Consider the following 20,238-nt stretch of genomic DNA (forward strand, 5'->3'; position numbering starts at 1 on the left):
AGGGCGCCTCGGCGCCCTGTTTTCTTTTCCCCCTCCCCTGCCATCCCCCCATCCCCTTCCATGCCCTGCCCGGCTTCCGCAGCCGTCAGAGGGATACCTGCCACTGCATGCGCCAGGTCGCCGTGTCGCCCGGAATCAGGCGGCGTAGTCCGGTGCCTTCCCAGCCGCGCACGGACAGGTTGACCGCATCGGCCACATGCGACACTGGCTCCAGGCACACGAAATCACAGCCGCCCGGCGCGTGGAGCACCAGATGGTCGAGCCCATCCCCGGCGCGCAGCGTCAGCGCGGCACCATCGGGCCGCTTCAGCGTGGCTGCTCGCTTCCAGCCACTGTAGTAGACGCTCAGATCGGCATCGGGCAGGTGGCGCTCGCGCAGGAAGCGCTCACGATCCCCCACCACCGTGCGCCCCGTGGCCACGCCACCGGCGTCCGCCGGCCACATGTGCAGGGCATCGAACCGCAGCCGCATACCCGGCACGCGCGCGAAAAAGGGATGAAAGCCGCCCCCCACCGGCATGGCCGTTTCGCCATCATTGTGGATCGTCAGTTCGGCTTCGAGGCCCGCTTCGGTCAGACGGAGCGTCTGCCGCGCGTGCATCGCCCAGGGCCAGTCACCGCCGGCCGGCTCGTGCGCCAGCCCCATGACAATGCGGTCGCTGCCCTGCTCCACGACTGTCCAGGCGCGCGCATGCCCGAATCCGTGCATCGCATGGGCCTGGCCCGGATGCGCGGGCAGATCGACGTCGCGTCCGTCCCAGCGGAAGCGGCCCTCACGGATGCGGTTGGAGAACGGCAGCAAGGGATAGCTGCCGGCCTTGGGCCACTGGAACGCGTCGAAACCTTGCTCCAGCGCCGGCCAGGGCAGCGGCGCCAGCCAGTCGATCACCTGGCCATCGGCGCGCGTGGTACTGAACGTCGCCATGCGTCCGCCGGCGGCAGGTGCCACCCTGAGCGTATGCGTGCCCGCATGCAGCGTGTGAAGGGGGCCGGCTGGAAGCCAGGGCATGATTGTCCTCGACGAGTCGACTCCCCTCTCCCGCGTGCGGGAGAGGGCAGAAACCGACGGTGCTCGCACCGCCTACTTCAGCAGCACGTCCGGCAGCCACAGCGAGAACGCCGGCACATACGTCACCAGCAGCAGCGCGGCCAGCAACGCACCGTAAAACGGCCAGATGGTGCGCATGACCTGCCCCACCGACACGCCGCCAATCGCGCAACCCACGAACTGCGTGGTGCCTACGGGCGGTGTATTGAGACCCAGCGCGCAGTTGATCAGCATCAGCATGCCAAACTGCACCGGGCTCATGCCGTAGTGCATGCAGATCGGCAGGAAGATCGGCGTGCAGATCAGGATGGTGGCGGCCATGTCCAGGAAGGTGCCCAGGATGAACAGCATCACGTTCACCAGCAGGAAGATCACCCACGGGCTGGTGGACACCGAGCTCAGGAACTGGCCCGTCAGCTCCGCCACGCCATAGAGGCTGATCATGTAGCCGAACGTGGCCGAAATGCCAATCAGCAGCAGCACCACGCCGGTGGTCTTCACCGCCTTGGCCGCGGCCTTGATGAACTGTTCCTTTGTCAGCGAGCGGTACAGGAACACGGTCAGCGTCAGCGCATACAGCACCGCCACGGCGGCCGATTCCGTCGCCGTGAACACGCCGGACAGAATGCCGGCCAGGATCAGTACCACCACGAACAGACCCGGCAGCGCGGCGGCCAGCGAATGGCCCACGATATGCCAGCCCGGGAACGTGCCGGACGGATAGCCGCGGCTGCGCGCCACGAAGTAGGCGGCGGCCAGATTGCAGATCGTCAGGATCAGCGCCGGCAGCACGCCCGCCAGGATCAGCGCGGCAATCGACACCTTGCCGCCCGCGGCCAGCGTGTAGATGATCATGTTGTGGCTGGTCGGCATCAGCGCACCCACCAGTGCCGCATGCGTGGTCACGTTGACGGCGTAGTCGGCGTGATAGCCCTCGCGCTTCATCATCGGGATCATCACCGCGCCCATGGCCGACACGTCGGCCACCGGCGACCCCGACACGCCGCCGAACAGCGTGCAGGCCACCACATTGGACATGCCCAGGCCGCCACGCACGTGGCCGGCCATCGACTTGGCGAAGTTGACGATGCGCTCGGCAATGCCGCCGTACAGCATCAGCTCGCCGGCGAAGATGAAGAACGGGATGGCCAGGAACGAGAACGCGTTCATGCCCGACGTCATCTGCTGGAACACCACGGCCAGCGGCAGGCCCTCGTACAGGATCGTGGCCACGGCCGACAGGCCAATGGCGAATGCCACCGGCACCCCGAGAATCAGGAAGCCGAAGAAGCAGACGGTAAGAATGATCAGTGCCATGCCGGCTCCACTTCCGTGCCTTTCAGCACCGCGATGATGTGTTCGATCGAAAACAGCACGATCAGCGTGCCGGCGATGACGGGCGGCAGGTAGCGCCAGCCTTCGGAAATGCCCAGCGTCGGCAGCTTGTAGTCGGCCACCGAATGCGCCAGGAAGGCGCAGTTGTAGGCCATGACGGCGCCGAACACGCCGACCAGCACGTGGATCAGGATCTCCAGCTTGGTGCGCAGATGATCGGGCAGCAGGATCAGCAGCGATTCCAGGCCGATGTGGCCGGCGTCGCGCACGCCCACGGCGGTGCCCAGCATCGTCACGTACAGCACCAGCAGCATGGCGATGGATTCGGCCCATGTGGGCGTGTCGTTCAGCACGTAGCGGCCGAAGACCTGGTACAGCACCGCGATGACCAGCAGCATCAGACCGAAGATGCCCAGGCCCAGACAGGCACGGGCCAGGGCGGCACAGAAACGGGTGTAGAAGTTGGCGCGCACGGCGCCCGCGTCAGCGGCGGGGCCGTGGGCGCCATCCGCCGGCCTGGCCGGCGTGGGGGATGGCGAAAGCATGATGAATTCCCTGCAACCTGAGGTCGGCGGATTACTTCGTTTCCTGCGTGCGGCGCACCAGGTCCTTCATCTGCGCGCTGGTGATGAAGCGGTCATACACGGGCTTCATTGCGGCCTGGAACGAGGTCTTGTCAACCTGGATGATCTGCACGCCCGAAGCCTCGACGAGCTTGCGCGACTTCTGCTCACGCTCGTCCCACAGCTTGCGCATGTACGGCACCGAATCCTTGGCGGCCTGGCGCACCATGGCCTGGTCTTCCTTCGACAGGCGGTCCCACGCCACCTTCGAGAACATCAGCATTTCCGGCGCCATCGAGTGCTCGGTCAGCGAGTAATACTTGGCCACCTCGAACTGGCGCGAGCTTTCGTAGCTGGGCCAGTTGTTCTCGGCGCCATCGACCAGGCCGGTCTTCAGCGCGGTGTAGACCTCGCCCCACGGCATCGGCGTGGCATTGGCATGCATGGCTTCGAGCAGCGACACCCACAGGTCTGACTGCTGCACGCGGATCTTCATGCCCTTGGCGTCGGCCAGCGTCTTGATCGGGCGCTTGGTGGTGTACATCGAACGCGAGCCGCTGTCATACCAGGCCAGGCCGATGAAGCCGTTCTTTTCGCACGACTTCAGGATGTCTTCGCCGATCGGGCCGTCCAGCACGTGGCGCATGTGGTCGGTGGAGCGGAACAGGAACGGCATCGTCGGCACGATGGTGGCTTCGCAGATGTTGTTCATCGCGGCCGAGTTCACGCGCACCATCGACAGCGCGCCGATCTTGGTCTGCTCGATGGTGTCCTTCTCGCTGCCCAGCGAGCCTTGCGCGAAGACCTTGATCGACATCTTGCCGTTCGAGCGCTGCTTGAGCAGATCGCCCATGTAGCGCACGGCCTGCACGGTCGGGTAGTCGTCGGGATGGATGTCGGCGGAACGGAAATCCGCGGCGTGCGCGCCGACCGGCAACGCCACGGCAGTTGCAAGTGCGGCCATCAGGGTACCCAGGCGGGTACGTGCGAAGTGTTTTTGAAACATGTGTCTTGCCTCCAGCGTTATCAGAGTTATTTGTCGTTCAAGTCAACACATTGCCCGGCCCGCCCGGCTCGGCGGGCCGTCTTCGGAACCGGTTCAGTCACGCAGCACGGGCTCGGGCGTGCCGCGCACACCGGGGCGCAGCGCCACCACCGCGCCGGACAGCGGGTCGGTGTCGTCGGTGCGGATCGATGTCACATAGAGCGTGTCCAGGCCGCTGCCGCCGAACGCACACATGGCGGGCTTGGCAAACGGCACCGCCAGGCTGCGGTCCAGCCGGCCATCGGGCGTGAAGCGATGCACCTGGCCGGCGTCGTTGCCGCAGATCCAGTAGCAGCCATCGGCATCGACCGCCGCGCCATCGGGTCGCCCCGGGTAGCGGTTCATGTCGATGAACACGCGGCCATTGGCCGGTGTGCCGGTATCGATGTCGTAGTCGTAAGCCCACACGGCCTGCCGAGCCGGATGCGAATCCGACACGTACATCGTGCGGCCATCTGGGCTGAAGGCCAGCCCGTTCGGCGTGATCATCTCGTCGCGGATCACGTCCAGCGCGCCAGTGCGGGCGTCGAAGCGATACAGCTTGCCGTCGGTGGCGGCCAGCGACATGTCCATCACCATCGTGCCGGCCCAGAAGCGGCCCTGCCGGTCACAGCGGCCATCGTTGAAACGCATGCCTTCGCGCGCATGCGCCACGCTTGCCACGCGCTGCGGCACCGGTGCCGGCTGTCCGGGCACCAGACGGCCGATTCGGAAAATTCCGGTCTCCATCGCCAGCAGCCAGCCACCGTCGGCCGTCATGGCCATGCAGCCGGCCATCTCGGGCACGGCCCAGTGGTCGATGCGGCCGTTGGCCGGATCAACCCGCCACAGCGTGCGATTCGGGATATCGGTCCAGTACAGGGCGGCTTCGGCTGCGTGCCAGACGGGGCTTTCGCCCACGCCGCAGCGCATGTCGCCAATACGTTCAAAGGTGTCGGTCATCGCGATCGGCCCCGTTCAGTCGCCGAAAGGGCCGGCCTTGACGAAGGCCCCGCCCTGGTACCAGCCAGCAGGATCATCGGCCGGCAGCGGCGGCACCGATTCCACCTTGGCGCGGAACTGCTCGGAAGACTCCACGGGCTGGAAGCCCAGGCGCGCGGCCTTGCTGTTGTCCCACCAGCTGTCGCGATTGGCCGAAGCGCCATAGACAATCAGGAAGCCGACGTTCGGCACGAAGATGGCGCGTTTGATCAGCTGCTCCAGGTCGTCGTAGCCGAGCCACGTCACCATCATGCGGCGATCCTTGGCCTCGGGGAACGACGAGCCAATGCGCAGCGCCACCGTGTCGATACCGTAGCGGTCGCTGTAGAAGCTGCCCATCTGCTCGCCGAATGCCTTGCTGACGCCGTAGTAGCCGTCGGGCCTGGCCGGCGTATCGGCATCGAGCACTTCACCCTGCCTGTAGTAGCCGATGACGTGATTCGAGCTGGCAAACACGATCCGGCGCACGCCGTGGCGGCGCGCAGCCTCATAGATGTTGTACGTGCCCTGGATGTTGGCGGGCAGGATTTCCTCGAACGGGCGCTCCACCGACACGCCGCCAAGATGGACGATCGCGTCGACGCCTTCCAGCAGCGCATGCACGGCCTTGGGGTCGGAGAGGTCGCACGTCACCACCTCTTCCTGCTCGCGGGCTTCGCCCAGGCTGGCGATATCCGAAACGCGCACCACATCGGCATAGCGCTTCAGGCGATCACGTAGGACTTTTCCGAGATTGCCGGCGGCGCCGGTCAGGAGAATGCGATGGCAACGGGTGGTGACGCCGTCGAGCGGGTCTTTGGAGGTCTGAGACATGGTGTCGGAGCTGCACAGGCGCGCGATACCAGCTCGACGCGCGCAAATGACTGAATAGGGTGTTATTGATCGGTCGTCATACAACGCAACTGGAATCTAAACGCGTACCCCATTCCGGTCAAGGTGACATCGTCTCAGTAAATTCCCTAGAAGTTTTAAGATGCATACATGCAGACGTTAATTGCTGCCATGCGGATTTTTCTCACTCAAACGCGTTAGTTTCTCTATTTTCATGGTCTGGAATTTCTCCCTTTTCGAGCGGCGCCAATCCGCCATAGAAAACGCTTTCCCGTTGAATTTAAATAACTTACGCGAAACTGACACGCATTTGCTGCATTGCAAATTAAGCAAATACAGAATTCAGAAATGCACCAAATTGGAACCGAATGAGAGCGTATTTGATATGGCGCTCTAGTGTTGTGGATCCACCCAATGTCTCGTCGTATGTCTTGCCTCGTTATTTTTCTGTAAGGTACGATGTCATAGGACATCAGATCACATCGATTGCCTTTCCCAATCGATTTGGACTGCGTGTCCCGGCGCCTGGGAATCACTTCCCTGCGCGCCTCCCATGCACGCCGGTGAGGGAAATGCACAAGCCGATCCACTTCGGCAGCAGAAGTCGAACAAGCATTTGGCACCGGCTCTTCCGCAGCAAAAACGAAATAACAAGCCAGGATGGAGACCTACATCATGAAGCGAGCCCTTGCGCCCTTCGTCACGACAGCAGCGCTAGCAGCCATCGGTGCCGCGGCACCGGCCCAGGCCCAGTCGAACGTCACGCTCTACGGCATCGTCGACACGACGATCCGCTACACAACGAACGAGAGCGCTGCCGGCAACGGCAAGGTGCAGATGACCGACGGCGTGCTGACCGGCAGCCGCTGGGGTCTCTATGGCGTGGAAGACCTGGGGCGCGGCTACCAGGCGCTGTTCGTGCTCGAATCGGGCTTCTCGCCCGATGCTGGCCAAAGCCTGCAAGGCAACCGCCTGTTCGGCCGCAAGGCGTATGTCGGCATGCAGGGCGACTTCGGCACCATTACGCTGGGCCGGCAATTCACGGTGATCCACGAGGTCATCGCCAGCTACGACGCCATGGCACTGGCCAACCTGGCCATCGTCGGCTTCCAGGGCGGCAACTACACTGGCGGCGTGCGCCAGGACAACATGGTCAAGTACGCCGGCAAATTTGGCGGCTTTACGATTGCAGCCCAGCATGCCTTCGGCGAGCAACCAGGCAGCGTGGCGCGGTCGTCGTCGACGGGCGGCAGCCTGACCTACGCGACGGGTCCGTTCATGATGGCCGGTGGCTACCAGATCATGAAGGACACCACGAGCTACTACGGCGTGACCGTGCCGAACAGCGACCAGAAGGTCTGGACGCTCGGCGGCACGTACACCGCGGGTCCGGCCACGATCTACCTCGGCTACACGAACAGCAACGTCGACAACGCCGGCTACAAGAACCAGGCCGGCTACCTGGGCGCCAAGTACCAGTTCGATCCGGCATGGTCGCTGCTGGCCATCGGTACCTACGACCACCTCAAGCATGCCGGCGATTCGGGCAACCGCTTCACCGGCGCGCTGATGCTCGACTACGCGTTCAGCAAGCGTACCGACGTCTACCTGGAAGCCGACTACACGACGCTGACCGACGCGTGGCGCACGCTGGGCGCGCAGCCGACGTTCCAGACGCCGTTCTACGGCCACGGCAGCCGCGTGGGCGTGATGGCCGGCCTGCGTCACAAGTTCTAACCACGGGACGGCGTCACACGGCGCCGGGTCAATCCGGAAAAGGGGGCGGCTTCGCCCCCTTTTTGCGTCAAGCGATCCGCCTTGCCTGTGCGATCCTTACGCCTGTTGTCGCAGCGCTGTCCCGGCTGCCACGCAGCGCCCCGGGCCGCCCGCCCTGCAGGATTCGATAAAAAACTGCACTAAGGGCTTCACAAACCCGGAAGTCGCTGATATTATCGCTGGCTCTATCCGATTCGCTGCAAACGCAGCAACAGCGCGGATCCCAGCGATAGAAACAGGTTTTGCAAGTCAGGTTTCGCCGGTGTAGCTCAGTTGGTAGAGCAGCGCATTCGTAATGCGAAGGTCGTAGGTTCGACTCCTATCTCCGGCACCAAATTCAATGTCGGCGCGGGTTTCCGGGCGTTCTCAGCAGCAAACGAGTTTTATGCTCTTGAGGAACCCCGAAAATGCCACATTCCGCACCAGTAGCAAGGCGCACGGCCTACGCCGTGACGCCGCTGCGCCCGTCCAGCGCAACCCGTCGTGAGCGCCTCACCGTGCGTGAGGTCGCCGATGCGTTCATGGCCCAATACACTGGGAACGATCCCGCCCGTCTGCAAGTTGTCGCCCGTTGGTGCGCCTATCTTGGCGACTTGTGGATCGACGAACTCGACGCCGAAATCATCGCCGCCGCTCTCGACGACATGGCCCAAACCCCCATTCGTCGATTCATGGGCCGCGACGCATCCGGCCAACCCCTCTACAAAGAATTGAACTTGCCAGCCCCGGCCACCGTGTCGCGCTGGCGCGCCATCTTTTCAGCCATCCTGACCTTTGCCGTACGCCGTCGCCTTGTGCCCAGGGGCTGGCGCAACCCTGCGCGCGACATCGAACTAGAAGCCGTCCGCAATGCCCGCGTTCGGTTTCTGACCCGCCCCGAAGGCAAACGGCTGCTCAAGGTCAGCCGCCTGTCATCGTGGCCGAAGCTGTATCTGCTGATTTTGATGGCGCTGTCCACCGGCGCGCGCAAGTCCGAACTCATGGGCCTGCGCTGGCGCGACCTCGACTTGAAAGCCGCCCAACCCGCCGCACACGTCTACAAGACCAAAAACGGCGACGACCGCGTTTTGCCGCTGACCGAGGAAGTCGTTACCGAAGTCATGCGCCAGTCGCGCGGCGCCTCGCCCGATCACCTGATCTTTTGCCGCACCGGCTACCCCGACCGCCCGTTCAATTTCACCAAGCCATGGCAACAGGCATTGTGTGATGCCCGCATCGAAGACTTCAAGTTCCACGACCTGCGGCACACCTGCGCAAGCTGGCTCGCGCAAGCCGGTAAGGGTTTGCACGACATCGCCAACGTGCTCGGGCATCGCCAATTGGACGTGACGCGGAGATACGCACATTTGACCGTCGATCACAAGGCCAACATCGTGCAAGCGGTGTTGGGTAACGTCGCATGACATCTCAGCGCCAACAGAAAAAGAAACGAATCCGACTGAAGCCAGCCGAAGTGCTGAAGCAGGCAAGAGTTCGTGAACTGATCCGCGAACGCGCGTCTGACCTTGCCCATGACGCGGCGGAAGACTTCGGCCTCGATGACGGCCAACAGTGGCAATACGAATCTGATTTGGATTTGGCGCTTCGGGATTTCGCAGACGAAGTACGCGAAATCTACTCGCCACGCCGGAATCCGAAGAGGCGACGCCACACCGGCACTGTCACGCCAGAAGAGGTTGAAGGTTGGTACGCGATGGCACGCGAAATCTACGCGCGCGATGGCTGCACCGCTTGGGCCGCCGCACAGGAAATCCATTCGCGGCTTGCGGCTGACCCAACAAAGCAGCAGCGTCATCCCGACACCATAGAAACCTGGCTCAACAAGATGGATCGTTCACCCAAAGACTAGATTCACCCGCCCAATATGCACACACACTAGGAACGGCTATGCCCGTTCCTTTTTTTTTCGGCGAAATCTAGGGGCGCTCATATGTGACCACTGGAACGAAGCCACAGCATGCACCAATCATTCCCCTTGAAACGCGACCGGACATCGCGCCGACATTGCAAACCAGCATCACATGGGGAATGAACATGAGTGAACCGATGGTTGTCATCAACATCTACGGCAAGAAAAGCTGGCGGGACCAATACGCACGCGCCGCGTTCAGGTCGGACCCGGCCTTGCGCTGGCATCTGATGCAAGGGAACAACCGCACCGAACTCATCGCGAAGGGGCTCATCTTCACGCGGGGCCATAACTTGATGACCGCCGAACCGCAAGCCCTGCTCGTTGCCATCATCGATCAAGTCAAGGACGCCTCACGCAAATCGGTTTCGGCGACTGTCTCAAACGCTACCGCCGCGTAAGGGGACGTCATGTCCGACTTTCGCGACTTTGCGGTAAGTCACGGGTATGACATTGGCGACCCGGTGCCCGACGGCAAGGTGCATCGCTTTCGCACCGAGGAAGACCGCCCCGGCCAGCGTTCTGGCTGGTACGTCTCCCACGGCCAGCGCGCCACGCTGGGCGACTTTCGGCGAGGCGACTGGTGTGCCAACTGGCATGCGTCCGTCCCCCTGCCGTCACCGCTGCGCCGCGCCCGCGTGACACAGATTCGCGCCAATAGCATTGGCCGCGTCCAGCCCACGCCAGACACGCGTTTTGCCGAGCGCTTCCGTGCCGCCACGCAGGTATGGCACCGGCACGATTATCTGCGCCGCAAGGGCGTCAACGCGGGCGGCCTGCTGCGCGTCGAAGGTCAATTGCTCCTAGTGCCGTTGCGGACCATGACCGATGACATCGCCGGTTTGCAGACCATCGACCCGACAGGCAACAAGCGATTCGTGCCGGGCTCATCCATCAAGGGCAACGGTTTCCAGATTGGCCGCATCGACACGCGCGACACCACCCCGCATGCGCCGCGCCTATTGATCTGCGAGGGCGTCGCCACCGGGTTGTCACTGCACGCCTGCACCGGCCTATGTACCGTGGTGGCCATGAATTGCGGCAACCTGCTACACGTCGCGTTGCGCTGGCATGCGCTCTACCCCGGCGCGGTCATCGTGGTCTGTGCCGATGACGACGACCCGACGAGCACCGGTAAATCAAACCCGGGCATAACTCACGCGCTGGCCGCCGCATCGGCCATCGGTGGCCGCGTCTGCTGGCCCGTGTTCTCGTTCCCCGTGACAGGCAAAAGCGATTTCAACGATATGCACCTCGACGAAGGCGCCGCGAGCGTCGCCGACCGCGTGTTTGCCGTCGTGGAGGGTTTGCAATGACCACGCCCGAACATATCGAACAAGCCCGGCTACTGGACGAAGCCCGCGACGGCCGCCGCTTGGCGAACGGCCACGACTATGGCGGCGCCCCAGCACTGGATGACGAAGCGCCCCGCCTGTATCCGCTACTCACAGCGGGCGAGATGGCCGCCAAACCCCTGCCGCGCTGGCTGGTGCGCAACCTGATCAACGAAACGGGCGTTGGCATGATCTACGGCGAAAGCGGCAGTCTGAAAAGCTATCTCGCGCTGCATCTGGCCTATGCCGTGGCCGATGGTGATCCGCACTGGTTCGGCTTCAAGGTCAAACAAGCGCCAGTGATTTACCTCTGTCTTGAGGGCAACGCAGGGTTTGGCATGCGCATTCGCGCGATGCAGGCGACGCGCCATGGCGATCATGAAAACCTGCGATTCCTGGATGGCGGCACGTTCTGTCTTGACGACGACGAAAACGTGCTACGTCTCGCGCAATCGATCAAGGCCGCGCACTGCGCGCCCGGCACGCTCGTCATCATCGATACGCTGGCCTGCGCAAGCGGCATGGCCGACGAGAACTCAACCCGTGACGCCCGTATGCTGATCCAAGCCGCTAGGCGGCTGGCATGGTCTGTGGGCGGTTTCGTCCTGATCGTGCATCACACCGGTAAAGACGTCGCCAATGGCCCGCGTGGTGGGTCGAATTTCCGCGCCGACACCGATGTTGTGATTCGCGTCGTGAAGGCCAGCGAGGAAAGCAACGGCGTCGGCTACTGGGAATCGGTCAAGGTCAAGGACGCCCGCGACGGGGGACGTTTCGGATTCGTAGTCGAATGGTCCGTGGTGACTCGCGATGACGAAGGGCAGGACGTCACGAGCGGCGTAGTAGTGCCCACCGACCAACCGGTGGAGATGAAAGACACCGGGGAACCAAAGCACCGACGCGGGCGCCCGCCTGCTGGTGGCGAGAACCAGAAGCTCGTACTTAACACCATCCGCACAGCGATGGGGAACCGGACACAGATCCACCAGACCGCCGCCATTTCTGCCGCAGTCCAGGCGCTGCAGTTGGCCGACAAGCCCCGCCCCGGCGATCGTGCCCGCGAAGCCATCAAAAGCCTGTGCGACTCCGGCGCCCTGACCCGCGATGGCGAATTCTTTTGGCTTGGGGAAAACACGCAACCGGGGGTTGAATCATGACCCCCCTTCCCGAGATATTCCCTTGCCCATATTCCGGGGTCCACCCTCCACCGCTTTCACCCCCCCGAACCCGAAATAATTCCCACCCCCACAAGGGGTGGGAATTATTTCGGGTTCGGGGTGTGGGGATGTACCCGGAAATGGTCTGGTCCCCGAAAAAAGAAAAGCATTAGTTCGGGGTTTGAACGCTGATTTATTCGGGGACCGTCCATGCGCTGCTGTGAAGACTGCCACCACTTTACCGGTCGTGATCGCCACGGCTGGCCGGGCTGTTCCGTGAAGGGTGAAACCGAAGCCAGCCGCATCGAACAAAGCCGGGCGTTGAAAGGCACGAACGCCCTGAATCGCTGCCCGTTGTTTGCACCGCCCGAGCACGACGAACCGGAGAACGATCAATGACCACCCCCTTGCAACACATCGGTAATCGCTTGGCCCGTCTGCGCCGCGATGCCCTCGTGCATTTCCGCCGCCATGGCATGCGCGACTATCCCTCGTACCAAACGCGATTGCTGGGTAATCGCTTGCGGGTCATCAGCGACGATGCCGAGCGGCTGGGCCTGGCGCTGGCCGACCTGCTCATGCTGCTGGGCACGAACGTCGCCGATTGGCAGGACGCCGCCGAGCATATGGATGGCCGCTGCGCAACCCTCTTTGCCCTGTCGTTCGTCGGCATGGAATGGTCGGCCACGCGCAGGCGCGACGAGTGGAACACGTCCACGAGCGCGCCGTTGCTGTACTGCGCGGGTAGCCTGATCCTGGAGTCTGTGAACACCGACGAGGGCGAGATTGCCTATCGCCCGATCTTCGCATCGGTCGGCATGAGTGGGATGGACGACGAGCAAGAGCAACGCTGACGCCTTGACCCCGGTGATCGTGGAAGCGAAGTCGCCGGGCGGGCGAGTCGCGCGAGGCCCCGGGGGGCACTCCGGGAGTAGAGCGATTGCCGCCGACCGAGTGACGGTCACCGGAGGTGTGCACTGCCCGGGGTTTTCCGGTACTGGAAAGCCGGAAAATCTGCGGCTATAACCGACAAATGATCGGGCCTATCCTGCCGCTGATCGCCGCCAACCCGGAGGCCACCATGCGCCGCAAAGTCGCAGCGAACGTCGAGGCCAGCGCCTCGCAGACAAGCGAATGGCTACCGCCCCCACACCTACCGCCCGCCGCCGCCACGATCTGGCGCGAGACGCTGGCGGCCCTAGCGCCCGGGCATTTCGCCGCCGCCGACGAAGCGCTATTCGCGGACTATTGCCATCAAGTCGCCATGCTTCGCGAGTTGCGCTCGGTGCAAGCGCGGGTCAGGCGGCGCACGACGACGCAGCAAGCCGCCGCCCGGGCCATCGATACCGACGTGGATCGGGCTATGCGTGGCATGTTGGCCCTCTGTCGCGCGTTGAGATTGAGCCCCCTCGGGCGTAGGTCTGAAACCGACACCTCGTTGCCGCCGACGAACGACAACCGCCAGCGCCATAGGCTGGCACCTGTCCACACTTTCGAGCGTGAAGCCGGGCCTAACCCGTACCTGCCGTGAGACGCAATGCGCCGAGTTGGCTCGAACTCTGCGGCGCCGTCGAAAAGGCGCCGCCGCCGAGCCTGCCAAAGCGTAGGGCTGATCCTGACCCGCTGCCCGTGCGGCAACGCTGGCGGCACGGTGCCCGATGGGTCGTGGCCCCGGCCTGTGCTTGGGATGCTGGGCGCCTCGACGTGCTTGTAAACCTCGGTAATCGGGACTAGTCTTCCGACCATAGGCAAGCGCGTTGCGCGATGGCCCCGCCCCCTTCGGTGTCATTTCCGAATCGGTGCGGCGAGCGCCCCGCCATCGTTGAGCGCGCTTCCCGCATTCCATCCACCCCGAGCGCCTATGACCACCGCGCCCGCTTCTATCCCAGACGAACCGCCAAATCTGCGACAGGAACGCGTGCACGTTTGGCGCGTTCTCGGGTCATTCCAACGCGGTTCGCCGTTCTGGTTGCTGACAAAGGTTTGTCGCCTGCCCGCTGGCACTGTGCGACGCGCCCTGCGCCAACTCACCGCCGACGGCGACGTGATCGCCGAATCTGGGCGCGGCGAAATCCGCTATCGCATCGCGTGACTTCGATTTGCCCCGGCGCGCCCGTAGTCGCCGCCGCCCTTCACGTTTGGAGGCCATCATGCAAGGCTGGTACTCGTTGCGAGAAATTCGCGGCCACGCACGCCACCTGTTGCAGCAAGCCATTGCCACGTGCGATGCCCGCTATGCCGCGTTGCCGACCACCGCCCGCGCGGCTGACGCCGACGGCGTCGATGCCAAGTTGGCCGCAACCGAGGCCGACGTCTGGAAAAACGCCGACGCCGCTGCCCGGTCAATCGTCTGCCTGAAATCCATTGCCGACCATTTGCGCCACGGCGTGCCGATCAAGGACGCCGCCCGCGAGCCCGACCTCTCGAATGCGGCGATGATGCTGCGCCAAGCGCGTATGAGCGGCGCCATGGGTCAGGAACGAGTTGACGCGCTGGCCGCCGAACTCGATAACGCTGTGCGTGACGGGACGAATTTCGCAACCCGCCTTGTGGCCGAACTCAAGGGACTCGCCCTCACGCTCGCCATGGCCCGCGCAAATCAGCGCATGCAATGGCTTCGCCGTTGTGCCCAGGCAAACCCGGACGCCGATCTATGCGGCGAGATTCGCGACGCTGAAAAGCACTATGCCGCCGCAAAACTCGCCGTCAACACGCACAGGAGCGAGGCCCGGTCATGACGCAACAACCTCGATACGTTGGCGGCCTCGCTGCCCCGCAACGCCAGACCACGGCGACCCGCGCAAGCTCGCGCGAAATCGAAGCGCTGCATCACGACGTCGACGCACTGTGGCAAGAAATCGCCCGGTTGCAGCAACCCAGCGCGCCGCCCGATTTCACCCGGCTCGTGGCGGGACTTGAAAGCGGACTGCGTGACCTCACCAAGCGCATAGATGAACTCGAAAAGGGTTTGCCTTCGCAAATCAAAAAGGCCGTCGACCATACTGCCGAAGCCTATTCACTGGGCGTGGCGGAAGCCATGCGCGATCACTTCTCACCGCTAGTGAACGGCCACGCCGAACGCATAGACGCCCTCGAATCGGCCAGCGCCCAACAGGCCCGCACGTTTGACGAAACGATTGCCGAACAGGCCAAGCGCCATCGCGAAATCGCGGTGCTGGCCGAATGGCAATTGAGCACCGCATGTGAACGACTGGTAGCGGAATTCCGTCGCCACGTAGCCGAACATTGATTTGCCCGATGGGAGGCCGTCTGCCTCATGCCGGGTTTGCAAGTCCGCGCAAATCGGCGCACCTGTCAGTGCGGCTCACGTCTGAGTCGGGCCGACACGAATGGGAGAGCATCAATGCCAATCGGATGAAAATCATGGACAACTTCGTTATTCAAAAGCAACTCACCACCGCCCGCGAGCAACTACAGGCCGCGCTTGACCGAGGCGACGATGCCGCCGCCGATGCGCTTATGGCACGCACCAAGGCGCTACAGCAAGAGGCCGACGCGGGCCACGTCACCACCACGGCCACGCCCACCACGCGCAGCGCTGCAAAGGCGTCGCCCACCATCGAAGCGAAAGCCCTGCCGCTATGGCGTGGGCTTGCGGTGCAAGTCGTGGCCGCGCTCGAACGCAAGACGCCTGCCGAGATTGCCGCTGCGCGTTATGGCAGCCTCGGTCGCAAGGATGCCGATGCGTTGGGCGTCATCATGAAGGCCGTGCAAGACCCGGCCACGACTAACGTTCCCGGCTGGGCACAGGAATTGACGCGCGAGGTGCAAGGCGCGTTTCTCGCCGAACTTGCAAAGCTCAGCGTCTTCGCATCGCTGCCGCTCGTGACCGAGAATTTCAACGGCGCAACCTCGATCACGATCCCGAGCCGCGACACGACCAACGCGAATCCCAACCTCGCCGCAGGATGGCGTAAGGAAGGGGCACCGATTCGCGTGGGCGCGATCAAGGTCAAGGGGACGAAGTTGACGCCCTATGCCCCCGCCGTGATTGGCACCTTCACGCAGGAACTCGCCCGCCGCTCGACACCACGCATTGAGCAAATCATTCGCGAGGCCATCGTCTCCGACAGTGCCGCGATGTTCGATGCGAAATTCCTGAGCGCGGATGCCGCCGTGCCTGACGTGAGCCCCGCTGGCATTCTCGATGGCCTGCCTGCGGCGAACTCGATCCCGAGCACGGGCGCCACGCCTGCGGAGATCGCCGCCGATTTGAAACATATGGCCGGCCTGCTGTTGAAAAGCGGGCTCGACGCGAGCGGGTTTGCGTGGTGCATGTCGCCGTACAACAGCATGGCGCTATCGATGCTGCTGACCGCCACGGGCGCATTGCAATTCCCCGAGATGGCTTCGGGGCGTCTGATCGGTCTGCCGTTCGTCGTGAGTGCAAACGTGCCGGATGACAGTTTGTTTTTGATCGATGGCGGATCGATTGCACGCGCGCTGCCCGCCCCGGAATTCAGCGTTAGCGTCGAAGCATCGATTCATGAGGAAGACACAACGCCGCTGCCGATTATCGATGACGCGGGCATGGTGGCACCGCCGACGCGTTCGTTGTTCCAGACCTATAGCGCCGCGCTGCGTGGCGTCTATGACGGCCTCTCGTGGGGCGCGCTGCGTCCGGGTGCCGTGGCGCATTTGACGGGCGTTGCTTGGTGAATCGCTTTTCAGCGAGTGCGGCCCGTGCTGGTGTGTGCGCTGGTGCGCGTGTCGCATTTTTGGACGCCGGGGGGCATGTTACGGCAGGTGACATGCCCCCCGGATTTTTTTCAACGAGCCCGATAGAGGACGATTATGGAAAACGACGCTGAATATTTTTCGCCCGAGGCCATCGCCGAGGCCACGCATTGCTTGTGGTACGTGCGGCTTTCCAGCAAGGGCACGCTATGGCGAAGCATCACGCCAGCGCTGCGTGCCGGACTCGACAGTGCCGCTATCGTTCAGAACGCCTACTTCCAGTTGTATCGGCTAGAGCGAGTGGTAAACGAAATCCTCGACGAATATCCCCACTTGGAGCCGCAGGTCTCCGCCGCTCTGCGTCGCATCTAGGGCACCCCCTACCAAAGAGGGGCGGCGATGAGACGTGTTGCCGGTATTCTGCCCCGGTCAACCTTCACCGATAGGGCCTAGTGCGATGAACGCCGTAGAAGCAATCCAACACGTACGAGATGTACTCTCTGAAACCAAGAAACGTGGCGTGGATGCTGTGCAAATAGAGGCCTTCGATAACTTTCTAGAGGACTTCAGTAAAGGTGCTCCAACGATGGGGGCTGAGGAAGCAAAACGACGCACCACGGTGGACATTGAGCGTTGGAAGATTCAGAACACGTTTGAAGTAGAGATGTTCAAAGCCGTAATAGAGGCCGGGCAAACAGCGCTTAAATCTGCACTGTTGATCAATGGGGGGGCCGCTGCTGCGTTGCTGGCGTTCCTCGGCAATTTACTAACGAAGACTCCATCGGCAAATAGCGCGACGCTTGTGTCCGGCGTAGGGTTTGCCTTGCTGATTTTTGTCTGTAGCCTCGGATCGGCGGGGGTGGCTTCCGGCTTCCGATATCTCTCACAGTTTTGCTATGCAAACCAAAATGGTGACTGTGCAAATAGTTGGATTGCTGCAGGTCACGTAATGAACTTCACATCTGTTGCTCTTGGTGTGGCGTCCTTCGGTGGATTTTTTTGGGGTGGCTACATGGCATATCGATCGCTCATTGCAATGTAGTACCACGGCATTCTCGCAAACAGAGGTTAGGCATGGTCAACAGAACGTCACCGATGGATGGTGGAGCGGAAGATAGCCCCCCCGAGGGTCATAAATGGCTAAAGGTTAATGGGGTCGTCGTCGGCACTGTACCTATCACCGGTGATCCCGAAATGGACCTGATAGTCGCCAGAGAATTTCTCGACAAGCGTGGCTTACGGCCTCCGCCGCCCACGAAATTGCAGAGCATGTTTCGGCAGGCGATTGCGTTTGCCACCGTCTCACGAGACTGCCATGAGATGTTGAATCGGCAACCACGTAACCCTGTGTATGCAGCGCCGTTCGTTGTCAACATTGCCTTTTCGATTGAACTGTATCTAAAGACTCTTGCCGAGGCTCACGGTGTCACCCCTTGGGGACACGACCTTATGAAACTATATGAGGGCTTGCCCGGCGCCGCGCTTGCCGCCTTAAGCAAGGTGACTCCCCACGTGGCGCAAAGCGAGGGACTTGCCGAGACGTCCGATGTTGGCGACGCTCTGGCCAACCTCAGGACGGCTTTCGTTGATTGGCGGTACTTGTACGAAAAGGAAAGCACTGAGATGGTTCACATCCCAAGTGCGATTTTTGTGGCACGAGCCCTGCACGAGGCGTGCTTGGCCTCCGGCATCAAATAGAGCACTGCCTAGCCCACACCGCGTCGCCAGAATCGTTTTTCAGAGCCCCGAACCGCCCAAGCTAACCCATGCCCCCGTTCGGCAATTTTGACGCGGCCACCGCGAAGGGGTCGGTTCCCCGGAACCCGTTTCACCCCGAGGCAAACCCGCTGCTTAACCATCGGGTTTGCTCGTTGCCCGGTGCCAGCTTCGCCGCACATTGTCGTGGAGTGGCTCAAGCGGTTCATGTAGAGTGCGTGTCTGTTGATGTATGATGCGGGTTCGCTGAGGTACGTCCCGGATTCGTAATGCGAAGGTCGTAGGTTCGACTCCTATCTCCGGCACCATCACTTGAAGTAGGAAGGGCAGCCCATTCGGGTTGCCCTTTTTGCTTTGGTCCCCAGACGTCTCCAGCAATCTTCCGGCAGTTCAGGTCATCGCGTTGACTAGCGCCCTGGGCCGCGCGATCGTCATCCACCGCACTGCCTCACGATCATCGCCGCATTGGCCACCGCCCCGAGCATCTGCCCACGATCCACTTCGGCCTCGATGCGATAGTCCGCCTGCAGCCGCAGCAGCCTGCCTCGATTGAGCATCCGCGCCAGGGCGATCGATCGCCAGTAGCCCGGATGCTCGCGACGCACGCCCGGATGGTATAGCTGGTTGACGAGCGTCTCGTGCTTGCCAGTCTTGCGAAATCCGCCGCTACCCGGCGCAGGCAGCGCGCAATGCCATGCATAGGCAGCGTGATAGGCCGCGTAGTAGCAGCGGCTGATGGCCGACCGGAAATTGGCCTCGCCATGCGCGGCCTCGGCGATGACGGCCGCGCACCGGAGGATCTCGCCCGCACCCACACTCATGGCTGAAATACGACGTCGAGTTGTGCGGACGGCGTGAGGCCGCGGGCCAGTTGCAGCGCCGTCAGCGCCTCGTTCAGCGCGTAGGTATCGAAACCCTCCCCCACACGCACCACATAGAGCACGGCATCGTCTTCCACGTCGAGACCAGCGCATTCGCGCGATACCTGGCAGTCCGCCAGCGACCGGCCATGCCGACGCAGCAGCGCGTCTGCGGCATCGAGATGCAGCGCCTCCAACGCGGCCCCATCGCGGGCCTTCGCGCGCCCGGCGTCGCGCGACGCGTCACCGTGCAAGTACGACAGCACGGACGACCGCGCCACGTTTCCCGCCGCATCCACGGCACCCACTCCTGCAGCGCCGTCAGCACCCGCAGCTTCCCTCACCATTCCCATCATCAAGTCCTCCTTCTCGCTGGATATCCGGATTGGATGACGGAAATTCTAGGCACGAAACGCCGCGAAAAACCGTGGCGCCTGCTAAATCGGATTTGTCTCAATAAGGTTTTGAGGGCCGGTGCCGGCCCGTTACGACACCACGCGCGGATGGTAGGCCGGCTGCCATACCTCGGCGATGCCGCCGCGCATCGGCACGAATCCGTCGCAGCCCAGCATCTGCAGCACCACCGCTTCCATACGCTCGATCGATGCCGACTTGGGCAGATGTTCGACGACGCCACAGCTTTCCAGCGTATCCGGCACGCGCAGCCACATGTTGTCGGACAGCAGCAGGATGCGCGCGTGGGGCAGCGTCTGGTGCAGCCGGCGCAGCAGGTACCAGTTGTCGCTGGCGTCGCCGGTCATGCCATAGAGCACGATGGAGGTCACCAGGCTGGGGTCCAGCGCCAGGATGCCGGCCGGGTCCAGGGCACGCACGGCGCCGATGCCCGGCATCCGCTCCAGCAGCCGCTGCATGCCCAGCCGCACCAGCGGTTGGTCTTCGATCACGAGTGCGGTCATGTTGCGTCTCCCCTGACGTCTGGTTTTGATACGGGAGACTGAGCAAACGGCGTGCCAGACAATTTCTG

At 62.8% G+C, this 20,238-nt stretch carries 25 protein-coding genes and 1 tRNA gene; 17 read left to right on the forward strand and 9 right to left on the reverse strand.

Annotation, left to right across the window (positions count from 1 at the left end; genetic code table 11):
• Nucleotides 1–85: 85 nt before the first annotated feature.
• The 6 genes from CYJ10_RS20535 to CYJ10_RS20560 all read right to left on the reverse strand — a co-directional run bounded on the left by CYJ10_RS20535 (nt 86) and on the right by CYJ10_RS20560 (nt 5,785).
• Entirely contained in the window at nt 86–1,009 is a 924-nt protein-coding gene (locus tag CYJ10_RS20535) for an aldose 1-epimerase (protein WP_101683307.1), read from the reverse strand.
• Between the two features lie 72 nt (nt 1,010–1,081).
• Nucleotides 1,082–2,365, reverse strand: coding sequence for a TRAP transporter large permease (locus CYJ10_RS20540; RefSeq protein WP_101683308.1), 1,284 nt, complete (start codon nt 2,363–2,365; stop codon nt 1,082–1,084).
• On the reverse strand, nt 2,356–2,928 hold the full coding sequence (locus CYJ10_RS20545) for a TRAP transporter small permease (RefSeq protein ID WP_101683309.1): 573 nt from the start codon (nt 2,926–2,928) through the stop codon (nt 2,356–2,358). Before CYJ10_RS20545 ends, CYJ10_RS20540 begins: the two co-directional genes overlap by 10 nt.
• A gap of 31 nt (nt 2,929–2,959) precedes the next feature.
• A complete protein-coding gene (locus CYJ10_RS20550) occupies nt 2,960–3,910 on the reverse strand; it encodes a TRAP transporter substrate-binding protein (RefSeq protein ID WP_101683415.1) in 951 nt (316 codons plus the stop codon).
• Between the two features lie 135 nt (nt 3,911–4,045).
• Nucleotides 4,046–4,933: an SMP-30/gluconolactonase/LRE family protein gene (locus tag CYJ10_RS20555; protein ID WP_101683310.1), complete on the reverse strand. Its 888-nt coding sequence runs from the start codon at nt 4,931–4,933 to the stop codon at nt 4,046–4,048.
• A 15-nt stretch (nt 4,934–4,948) separates the two neighbouring features.
• Nucleotides 4,949–5,785, reverse strand: coding sequence for an NAD-dependent epimerase/dehydratase family protein (locus tag CYJ10_RS20560; RefSeq protein WP_101683311.1), 837 nt, complete (start codon nt 5,783–5,785; stop codon nt 4,949–4,951).
• A 693-nt stretch (nt 5,786–6,478) separates the two neighbouring features.
• Between CYJ10_RS20560 and CYJ10_RS20565 the strand changes: the two genes are divergently transcribed.
• The 17 genes from CYJ10_RS20565 to CYJ10_RS20635 all read left to right on the forward strand — a co-directional run bounded on the left by CYJ10_RS20565 (nt 6,479) and on the right by CYJ10_RS20635 (nt 18,375).
• Entirely contained in the window at nt 6,479–7,540 is a 1,062-nt protein-coding gene (locus CYJ10_RS20565; RefSeq protein ID WP_101683416.1) for a porin, read from the forward strand.
• Nucleotides 7,541–7,837: 297 nt separating this feature from the next.
• A tRNA-Thr gene (locus CYJ10_RS20570) sits at nt 7,838–7,913 on the forward strand.
• Between the two features lie 73 nt (nt 7,914–7,986).
• On the forward strand, nt 7,987–8,982 hold the full coding sequence (locus CYJ10_RS20575; RefSeq protein WP_101683312.1) for a tyrosine-type recombinase/integrase: 996 nt from the start codon (nt 7,987–7,989) through the stop codon (nt 8,980–8,982).
• Entirely contained in the window at nt 8,979–9,428 is a 450-nt protein-coding gene (locus tag CYJ10_RS20580; RefSeq protein WP_101683313.1) for a hypothetical protein, read from the forward strand. The genes CYJ10_RS20575 and CYJ10_RS20580 overlap by 4 nt, the downstream gene beginning before the upstream one ends.
• A gap of 185 nt (nt 9,429–9,613) precedes the next feature.
• Nucleotides 9,614–9,889 (forward strand): hypothetical protein, encoded by a 276-nt coding sequence (locus CYJ10_RS20585; RefSeq protein WP_146002080.1) that lies wholly within the window; start codon nt 9,614–9,616, stop codon nt 9,887–9,889.
• Nucleotides 9,890–9,952: 63 nt separating this feature from the next.
• Nucleotides 9,953–10,804: a toprim domain-containing protein gene (locus tag CYJ10_RS20590; RefSeq protein WP_180863000.1), complete on the forward strand. Its 852-nt coding sequence runs from the start codon at nt 9,953–9,955 to the stop codon at nt 10,802–10,804.
• Complete coding sequence (locus CYJ10_RS20595; RefSeq protein WP_101683316.1) at nt 10,801–11,979, forward strand: AAA family ATPase; 1,179 nt, start codon at nt 10,801–10,803, stop codon at nt 11,977–11,979. The genes CYJ10_RS20590 and CYJ10_RS20595 overlap by 4 nt, the downstream gene beginning before the upstream one ends.
• A gap of 210 nt (nt 11,980–12,189) precedes the next feature.
• Nucleotides 12,190–12,378 carry a hypothetical protein gene (locus tag CYJ10_RS20600; protein ID WP_101683317.1) on the forward strand — a complete coding sequence of 63 codons (189 nt, stop codon included), beginning with the start codon at nt 12,190–12,192 and terminating at the stop codon, nt 12,376–12,378.
• Nucleotides 12,375–12,833, forward strand: a complete 459-nt coding sequence (locus tag CYJ10_RS20605; RefSeq protein WP_101683318.1) for a hypothetical protein — start codon at nt 12,375–12,377, stop codon at nt 12,831–12,833. The genes CYJ10_RS20600 and CYJ10_RS20605 overlap by 4 nt, the downstream gene beginning before the upstream one ends.
• Nucleotides 12,834–13,012: 179 nt before the next feature.
• Nucleotides 13,013–13,510 carry a hypothetical protein gene (locus CYJ10_RS20610; protein ID WP_101683319.1) on the forward strand — a complete coding sequence of 166 codons (498 nt, stop codon included), beginning with the start codon at nt 13,013–13,015 and terminating at the stop codon, nt 13,508–13,510.
• Nucleotides 13,511–13,840: 330 nt separating this feature from the next.
• The gene (locus tag CYJ10_RS33825; protein WP_146002081.1) at nt 13,841–14,071 is read left to right on the forward strand and encodes a hypothetical protein; all 231 of its coding nucleotides are present in this window, start codon (nt 13,841–13,843) and stop codon (nt 14,069–14,071) included.
• A gap of 58 nt (nt 14,072–14,129) precedes the next feature.
• The gene (locus CYJ10_RS20615; protein ID WP_101683320.1) at nt 14,130–14,717 is read left to right on the forward strand and encodes a hypothetical protein; all 588 of its coding nucleotides are present in this window, start codon (nt 14,130–14,132) and stop codon (nt 14,715–14,717) included.
• A complete protein-coding gene (locus CYJ10_RS20620) occupies nt 14,714–15,229 on the forward strand; it encodes a hypothetical protein (RefSeq protein WP_101683321.1) in 516 nt (171 codons plus the stop codon). Before CYJ10_RS20615 ends, CYJ10_RS20620 begins: the two co-directional genes overlap by 4 nt.
• Nucleotides 15,230–15,363: 134 nt before the next feature.
• On the forward strand, nt 15,364–16,659 hold the full coding sequence (locus CYJ10_RS20625; protein WP_180863001.1) for a phage major capsid protein: 1,296 nt from the start codon (nt 15,364–15,366) through the stop codon (nt 16,657–16,659).
• 135 nt (nt 16,660–16,794) lie between these two features.
• On the forward strand, nt 16,795–17,049 hold the full coding sequence (locus tag CYJ10_RS20630; RefSeq protein WP_101683323.1) for a hypothetical protein: 255 nt from the start codon (nt 16,795–16,797) through the stop codon (nt 17,047–17,049).
• An 85-nt stretch (nt 17,050–17,134) separates the two neighbouring features.
• Entirely contained in the window at nt 17,135–17,719 is a 585-nt protein-coding gene (locus CYJ10_RS33830) for a hypothetical protein (protein WP_146002082.1), read from the forward strand.
• A gap of 32 nt (nt 17,720–17,751) precedes the next feature.
• Complete coding sequence (locus CYJ10_RS20635; RefSeq protein ID WP_219621487.1) at nt 17,752–18,375, forward strand: HEPN domain-containing protein; 624 nt, start codon at nt 17,752–17,754, stop codon at nt 18,373–18,375.
• A gap of 449 nt (nt 18,376–18,824) precedes the next feature.
• On the opposite strand, the gene CYJ10_RS20640 is transcribed toward CYJ10_RS20635, so the two are convergent.
• The 3 genes from CYJ10_RS20640 to CYJ10_RS20650 all read right to left on the reverse strand — a co-directional run bounded on the left by CYJ10_RS20640 (nt 18,825) and on the right by CYJ10_RS20650 (nt 20,170).
• Nucleotides 18,825–19,214 (reverse strand): hypothetical protein, encoded by a 390-nt coding sequence (locus tag CYJ10_RS20640; protein WP_101683325.1) that lies wholly within the window; start codon nt 19,212–19,214, stop codon nt 18,825–18,827.
• Nucleotides 19,211–19,552 carry a hypothetical protein gene (locus tag CYJ10_RS20645; RefSeq protein WP_257993434.1) on the reverse strand — a complete coding sequence of 114 codons (342 nt, stop codon included), beginning with the start codon at nt 19,550–19,552 and terminating at the stop codon, nt 19,211–19,213. The genes CYJ10_RS20640 and CYJ10_RS20645 overlap by 4 nt, the downstream gene beginning before the upstream one ends.
• Nucleotides 19,553–19,738: 186 nt before the next feature.
• Complete coding sequence (locus tag CYJ10_RS20650) at nt 19,739–20,170, reverse strand: response regulator transcription factor (protein ID WP_180863002.1); 432 nt, start codon at nt 20,168–20,170, stop codon at nt 19,739–19,741.
• Nucleotides 20,171–20,238: the final 68 nt, after the last annotated feature.

It is taken from the genome of Cupriavidus pauculus, assembly GCF_002858765.1.
GTDB lineage: Bacteria > Pseudomonadota > Gammaproteobacteria > Burkholderiales > Burkholderiaceae > Cupriavidus > Cupriavidus pauculus_B.